Origin of the sequence: Protofrankia sp. CiT1, from assembly GCF_917627335.1 — a bacterium.
Classification (GTDB): Bacteria; Actinomycetota; Actinomycetes; order Frankiales; family Frankiaceae; genus Protofrankia.
This window is the reverse complement of sequence record NZ_CAKJTP010000265.1, coordinates 1-3,248: the sequence shown is the minus strand read 5'-3', so window position 1 is coordinate 3,248 and position 3,248 is coordinate 1. Positions and strand designations below refer to the sequence as shown.

Annotated in this window: 3 protein-coding genes; 2 read left to right on the top strand and 1 reads right to left on the bottom strand. The window is 70.4% G+C overall.

Features of this window, described 5'->3' with window-relative positions:
* On the bottom strand, positions 1-599 hold a 599-nt coding region (locus MJ785_RS21220; protein WP_239382582.1), incomplete at its 3' end, for a dihydrofolate reductase family protein.
* Between the two features lie 216 nt (positions 600-815).
* Here MJ785_RS21220 and MJ785_RS21215 point away from each other — a divergent pair.
* Positions 816-1,028, top strand: a complete 213-nt coding sequence (locus tag MJ785_RS21215; protein ID WP_370651442.1) for a hypothetical protein — start codon at positions 816-818, stop codon at positions 1,026-1,028.
* A 212-nt stretch (positions 1,029-1,240) separates the two neighbouring features.
* Complete coding sequence (locus MJ785_RS21210; protein WP_239382580.1) at positions 1,241-2,818, top strand: AAA family ATPase; 1,578 nt, start codon at positions 1,241-1,243, stop codon at positions 2,816-2,818.
* Positions 2,819-3,248 lie beyond the last annotated feature (430 nt).

Below are 3,248 nucleotides of genomic sequence, written 5' to 3'. Positions count from 1 at the left end.
GTCCCGGGCGTGCCGTCGGCGAGTCCGTAGCGCAGGTACACGGTGCCCCGCGGACTGGCGGCCGGCGGTTCGAGGAGGGTGACGTTCGTGGGCACCGCGCCCCCGTCGAACACCTTCTTCCCGACGCCGAGCATGACCGGGTGCACCCAGAGGTCGAGACGGTCGAAGAGCTTCTCGCGCAGGAGAGTCTGCACCAGGTTCAGGCTCCCAACGACCTTCACGTGCCTGTGCCGGTCACGAATCTCGTGCACCGCGCCGGCCAGATCAGGGCCTAGCTGCGTGGACCCGGCCCACGAGAGGTCGGGCCGGCCGCGGGAGGCCACGTACTTCGGGACGCTGTTGAAGAGCGTGGCGATCTCGTTGTCCTCGCCGCCATCCTGGTTCGGCCAGTAGGCGGCGAAGATGTCGTACGTCCGCCGGCCGAGCAGGAGGGCGTCCGTGCCCTCGTACGCGGCACCGACCTGCGTCCCGGTGACCTCGTCCAGCAGGGGTGCCTGCCAGCCGCCGAACGGGAACCCGACCGGGTCCTCGTCGGGGCCGCCGGGTGCCTGCGCGACGAGGTCGAGGGTGGCGAACAGCTCGATGTGGATGAGGCCCATGCCCGTACTCCCTGATGAGGTGGTGGTCCCGCTTGAAAGGTAGACCCGCGTGCCGACAGACTCATCGCCGCGACGCGGCTGCGCACTCGTCGACCGCCTCGTCCGCAGGCAGCTGCCGCAGGTCGCGATCCTGCTGTCGCGGAGGCCCAGGCGATAGAAGGACAAGGGGCCGCGGTCGCGGCGCTTCTCGCGCAGGCCGGGTCGGAGGACGGCGGGGTGAAGTTGACCGGGCAGGGCGGGCTGCTGTCCGGGTTGCTCAAGCAGGTTCTCGAGCGGGGCCCGCGGCCGAACTCGATGCGCATCTGGGCTATGCGCGGGGCGGGGGAGGGGGCGGGCGGGGAGGTTCGAGCCAAGGCTGATCCCGAAGGGCGAGCGGCGGGTCGGGGCCTGTCGGACACGGTGATCTCGCTGTACGCGGGTGTGGGATGACGGTCCGCGACATCGCCCACCACCTGGCCCGTACGGCCTTTGCGTGACGACGCAGGAACCGCCCTCCGCACCGCCGGACGCGGCCGGTGCGGCGAAGGCACTCACGACCTCCGCACCAGCCGGCCAGGCGGTAGCGGCTGTAGATCGTCGATCACGCGTAGGGTGGTACGCGGAGCAAGAACCATTCGCCGGGCCTTGGAGGGGCGGGATCGATGGGTCGTCGGTTCAACACGGCCGGTCCGTGCCTGCCGGCGGAGCATTACATGATCCCAGCGCTCTCCCGGCTGCCGGAGGTGCCCGGGCTGGTGGATCTCAAGGCCTACTTCGTCGTGCACGCCCCCCGCCAGACAGGCAAGACGACCGCGCTGCGCGCGCTCGCCAGCGACCTGACCGCCCAGGGCCGGTACGCCGCGCTGCACTTCTCCTGCGAGGCGGCCCGCGCGGCGGGCGACGACTTCGGCGCCGCCACGCTGGGTATCCTCCAACGGATCAAAGAAGCTGCCCGGTGGCAGCTGCCACCCGACCTTCGCCCGTCGGCCTGGCCCATGGCACCCGCGGCGGCACTGCTTGGCACCGCGCTCCGCGAGTGGGCCGAAGTCTGCCCCCGGCCGTTGGTGTTGTTCTTCGACGAGATCGACGCGCTGCGCGGGCAGAGTCTGATCAGCATCCTGAGCCAGCTTCGCGACGGTTATAACAGCCGTCCCGCCCCGTTCCCCGTCTCGGTCGTCCTCTGCGGCCTGCGCGACGTCCGTGACTATAAGGCTGCGGCAGGTGGTGACGCGTCCCGGCTGGGGACATCCAGCCCGTTCAACATCAAGCTGAAGTCGCTGCGACTCGGCGACTTCACCCCAGGCGAGGTGGCCGACCTCTACGGCCAGCACACCACCGACACCGGCCAGCAGTTCGCCCCGGGCGCCGTCGACCACGCCTACGAGCTCACCAGCGGCCAGCCGTGGCTGGTCAACGCCCTGGCCCAGGAGGTTGTCGAGGAGATCGGCGTGCCCGCGTCGGAACCGATCACCGTCGAACACCTCGACCAGGCCAAGGAGCGCTTGATCCTCACCCGCGCCACCCACCTCGACTCCCTCACGGCCAGGCTCGCCGAACCCCGCGTCCGGCGGATCATCGCACCGCTGATCGCTGGCGACCCGCTCGCCCTCGACCCCTACGACGACGACCTCAGCTACGTCCGCGACCTCGGCCTCATCGCCCCCAACCCCCCGGTCAGGGCCGCGAACCCCATCTACCGCGAGGTCATCGTCCGCGTCCTGTCCGCCAGCATCCAGGAGAGCGTCACCGCTGACCCGCGCACCTTCGTCCGCCCAGACGGCGGGTTCGACCTGCCCAAGGTCCTCTCGGAGTTCGCCGACTGGTGGGTCGAGAACGGCGAGTTCCTCACCAGCCGCGGCTACTACAACGAAGCCGCGGCCCAGCTCATCCTCATGGGCTACCTCCAGCGCGCCGTCAACGGCACCGGCGTGGTCGAACGCGAGTACGCCGTCGGCTCAGGCCGCATCGACCTCCACCTCCGCTGGCCCTACACCACCCCGGACGGCATCCCGCGCGTCCAGCGCGAGGGCATCGAGATCAAGGCCTGGCGCACCGGCCGGTCCAACCCGCTGTCCTCCGGGCTCCGACAGGTCGACCGCTATCTTGACCGCCTCCGCCTCCCCACCGGCACCTTGGTGATCTTCGACCAGCGCCGAGGTGCCCCCAGCATCGACGAACGCACCACCCTCACCACCACCGCCAGTCCCGCCGGCCGCACCATCACCCTCCTCACCGGCTGATGCGCCGTGAGGGGCACACGGGGCTGTCCGGGACGATCGAGCCATGCCGACACAGCTCGATCATCAGTAGCTCGCTGTGGAGGGCACGGTAGCTGACAACGAGGCGATGCGGTGGGTCCGGCGATGGCCCGCTGGTCGACGGGGCCTGAGCAGGCCGCAGGGGCCTCGTTGATACTCAGCCAGAGCTCGCCACGGGCGCGCGGATGTGATGGATGAGCGGGTGATCTGGGCGGGCACCCTCATCGACGGTCCGGGTACGTGCCGCAAGGAAATGGCGCCTCCCTCCGCCGCCTCGCGATCCATCCGCCCGGGCGCCGCTCCCTGATCGAACGCCCTATTGCTGGAGCCTCTAAGAACGCCCGGCAATAGGGGCGTGGATCAAGGAGCGGGGCTGGGGTGCGTGCGGCGCGAGGCGACGGAGGGAGCCACC